Source organism: Candidatus Cloacimonadota bacterium, assembly GCA_020532355.1.
Lineage (GTDB): Bacteria > Cloacimonadota > Cloacimonadia > Cloacimonadales > Cloacimonadaceae > UBA5456.
The window spans coordinates 1-2,538 of the sequence record JAJBBD010000264.1 but is presented as its reverse complement, the minus strand read 5'-3'; the positions used below and the strand labels follow the sequence as shown (position 1 = coordinate 2,538).

Sequence of the window (2,538 nt, the reverse complement as noted above, 5' to 3'; positions counted from 1 at the left end):
TTGCCTGCAGATCGAAAGAGTCCTCTCTGTATTCGTCTCTCAGGTGCAGGATAGTGGGATCAAAGGCATTCTTCTTCTCGATGCGATACTTACGCCTGGGAGAGTATTCCACCTGACCAGTGGTACAATTGAAGTAGAATACCCCATTAGATGTCTGCCGAACACCCTATGAAAGATATAGTAGCTGAATCCAGATTTGAAAATAAACGCTCGAATTTGCAGTGATGCAAAAACATCGCTAACGCTAACGTGTAATACGCGGTATAGTAATGATTTACCCCCCCCCATTTTGTTCTTGACAGATATTTGCATTCTAATATAGTCGCTGCAGTGAATAAATCATCGCATAACAAAAAACTGCGAAATGGAGTAACTAATGAAAACAACACTGCTGATTGGCATCCTGTTTGCCTTCGCTACCGGGCTGCTGGCTCTGTCCAGCTATGGCACATCCGCACCCGTAGTGAATGACACCGTCGATCAGGCAGGTTCTTCTCTCAGCCCCAACGTCGAAAAAGCTGGTATATAGGTGATACCAATGATATCACCTGGACTGCGTCCGAACAAAATAACTCCAAAAAACAAGGAGAAAAACATGAGACACAAACTACTTGTGGCTGCCTTTCTGCTTTTATGCGCAGGCAGCATTTTTGCTCTCACCGGATTCGGTGAATCCAACACTTTTGGCATTACCGAAGAAACTCTCCCCGTGGAGATGTCTTCCTTTTCGGCTACCCTTACAGCCAATAACTATGTGCAGTTGAATTGGGTTACCCAATCCGAGACCAACCTGCAAGGCTACTACGTATATCGCTGCACAGCCGCTGATTTAAGTTCTGCCAGTATTGTATCCGGTCTGATCCAACCCACCAATACTTCCAGCCAGCAAAGCTATTCTTTCCTCGATAGTGAAATCTATCAAAGCGGGCAGTATTACTATTGGCTTTACAGCATGGAGATGGATGGCCACGGAAGCTTCCATGGTCCCGCCTCCATTCTGGTCAATCTGGATGGTGGCAATCCTGACATTCCCGGAATACCCTTGGAAACCGGACTGAGGGCAATCTACCCCAATCCCTTCAATCCCAGCACCACGATCAGCTATCAGATCAAGACCCCGGAAGCTGTGACTCTCAGCATCTACAATACCCGTGGTCAGATAGTGCAAACTATTAGCCGGTCACATAACACAGCAGGGATTTATTCTGTGCAGTTCGAAGGGAAGGATACACATGGAAACACGCTCTCGAGTGGAGTATATCATGTGGTCATGACCGCCGGTAAACACAGCTCAACTCAAAAAATAGTGCTGATGAAGTAAGGGAGGACAAGATGAAACAACTATTAATCACCCTGAGCCTGATCGCATTGGCAGGATATGCCATTGCCGCCGCACCCGTGGTAAGCAATGTGGTAGCCACCCCTTCTGCCGGTCAAGTAACTATTTCCTATGACCTTGCTGCTGATACAGACTGTGCCGTAACCCTGCTAATTTCTGCCGATAATGGCGTCAGCTACAATGACATTCCTCCCACAGCCGTATCCGGTGATATAGGTAATAGCGTCACCGTTGGTAACGGCAAACAAATCATCTGGCATCCTGCCGGTGACGGAATGGCAGTAGGCACAGATTACAAAGCCAAAGTAATCGCCAGAGACAATCCCAATCCTGTTGCTGTGGATGACTTTATTCTGGTAGAGGGTGGCACATTTAACAACGGCACCTCTGATGTGACTCTGTCCTCATTTTACATGGATAAATACGAGATCACCCAGGCAGAATATCAGGCGGTGATGGGAGTTAATCCAGCTTCTGGATATGGGGTAGGCAGCAATTATCCTGTCTATTATGTTTCTTGGTTCAACGCCATTGAATACAGTAATCGCCGCAGCCTGCAGGAAGGATTAACTCCCTGCTACAGCTATAGCACCTACGGCACGAATCCTGATAACTGGCCTGCGGGATGGAATTCCAGCAATACCAATCATACCAATGTAAGTTGCAATTGGACAGCTAATGGCTATAGATTACCCACAGAGATGGAATGGCAGTTTGCAGCGCGAGGAGGTAACCAGACACATAATTATACTTACAGTGGCAGCAATGACATTAATGCGGTTGCATTTTATTGGAACAATGGTGGTTCGACACAACCATATTCAACCCACACGGTTGGTGGTTTTGCACCCAACGAACTGGGCACTTTTGATATGAGTGGAAACGTATGGGAATGGGTGTGGGACATTTATGGTAGCTATCCCAGTGGTTCACAGAATAATCCTACGGGAGCAAATAGCGGGTCTTACCGTGTGCTACGCGGCGGTAGCTGGAACTACTATGCCTACGACTGCGCGGTTTCGTATCGGTTCAACGTCGTTGCGCCCTATGGCTACTATAGTGTAGGTTTCCGCTGCGTCAGGGTTTCCCCTTGATTTTTGTTTTTTGTTCTTTTTGCCTTTTGAAAATTTCAGGGCTAAGGAATAAGGTTATGAGCTTACGACAAGGTGGGGGTGCAGGGGGATTTTTCCCCCTGCCCG

3 protein-coding genes are annotated in these 2,538 nt (G+C 47.2%); all 3 read left to right on the top strand.

The genetic code is table 11. The annotated features are described in order from the left end of the window. The first annotated feature begins 376 nt into the window (after nucleotides 1-376). Nucleotides 377-529: a hypothetical protein gene (locus LHW48_09090; GenBank protein ID MCB5260605.1), complete on the top strand. Its 153-nt coding sequence runs from the start codon at nucleotides 377-379 to the stop codon at nucleotides 527-529. 66 nt (nucleotides 530-595) lie between these two features. After that, nucleotides 596-1,321: a T9SS type A sorting domain-containing protein gene (locus tag LHW48_09085; protein MCB5260604.1), complete on the top strand. Its 726-nt coding sequence runs from the start codon at nucleotides 596-598 to the stop codon at nucleotides 1,319-1,321. Nucleotides 1,322-1,332: 11 nt separating this feature from the next. Next, a complete protein-coding gene (locus tag LHW48_09080; GenBank protein MCB5260603.1) occupies nucleotides 1,333-2,433 on the top strand; it encodes a formylglycine-generating enzyme family protein in 1,101 nt (366 codons plus the stop codon). The last annotated feature ends 105 nt before the right edge of the window (nucleotides 2,434-2,538 follow it).

What these genes read in the sequence shown, in the direction of transcription:
- LHW48_09085 (MCB5260604.1), top strand. Translation starts at nt 596, where the DNA reads ATGAGACACAAACTACTTGTGGCTGCCTTTCTGCTTTTATGCGCAGGC.
- LHW48_09080 (MCB5260603.1), top strand. Translation starts at nt 1,333, where the DNA reads ATGAAACAACTATTAATCACCCTGAGCCTGATCGCATTGGCAGGATAT.
- LHW48_09090 (MCB5260605.1), top strand. Translation starts at nt 377, where the DNA reads ATGAAAACAACACTGCTGATTGGCATCCTGTTTGCCTTCGCTACCGGG.